This window comes from Streptomyces sp. AC627_RSS907 (assembly GCF_019049165.1).
In genome coordinates this window covers 1-608 of the sequence record NZ_JAGMUE010000589.1, presented here as the reverse complement: position 1 = coordinate 608, position 608 = coordinate 1, and the positions used below count along the sequence as shown (strand labels likewise).

Sequence of the window (608 nt, the reverse complement as noted above, 5' to 3'; positions counted from 1 at the left end):
GAGCGCTACCACGTGGTGGTGGGCAATCCGCCGTACATCGCGGTCAAGGACAAGAAGCTCAACCAGCTGTACCGGAAGCTGTACGACGCCTGTGCGGGGACCTACGCGCTGTCTGTCCCCTTTGCCCAGCGATTCTTCGAACTGGCCAAGCGGGGCGGAGCCAACGGGGACGGCTATGGCATGGTCGGCCAGATCACGGCGAACTCCTTCATGAAGCGTGAGTTCGGCACGAGACTCATCGAGGAGTACTTTGCCCACAAGGTCGAACTCACCGAGGTCATCGACACGTCTGGGGCATACATCCCGGGGCACGGAACGCCGACGGTGATTCTCGTGGGGCGGCACAGAGAGGGATCGAAGCGGCAGGCGACGATCCGGACCGTGCGGAGTGTGCAGGGAGAGCCTTCGGCGCCGGAGAGGGCAGAGGAGGGGGTGGTTTGGCGAGCGATTGTTGAGCAGATCGATCAGCCTGGATCTGTGGGGCGATGGGTGTCCGTCGATGACTTGTCCAGAGGTGACGCTTTCACCAATCAGCCTTGGATCCTCGCGGACGGTGGCTTGGAGATGGTCCGCCAGCTCGAACAGAAATCGGCTACAAAGCTGCGGAG

The 608-nt window shown here is 62.2% G+C and carries 1 protein-coding gene; it reads left to right on the top strand.

Going from position 1 to position 608, the window contains the following annotated elements:
* Positions 1-608: Eco57I restriction-modification methylase domain-containing protein (locus tag KUM32_RS37245; RefSeq protein ID WP_217146283.1), on the top strand; the 608-nt coding region annotated here is incomplete at both ends.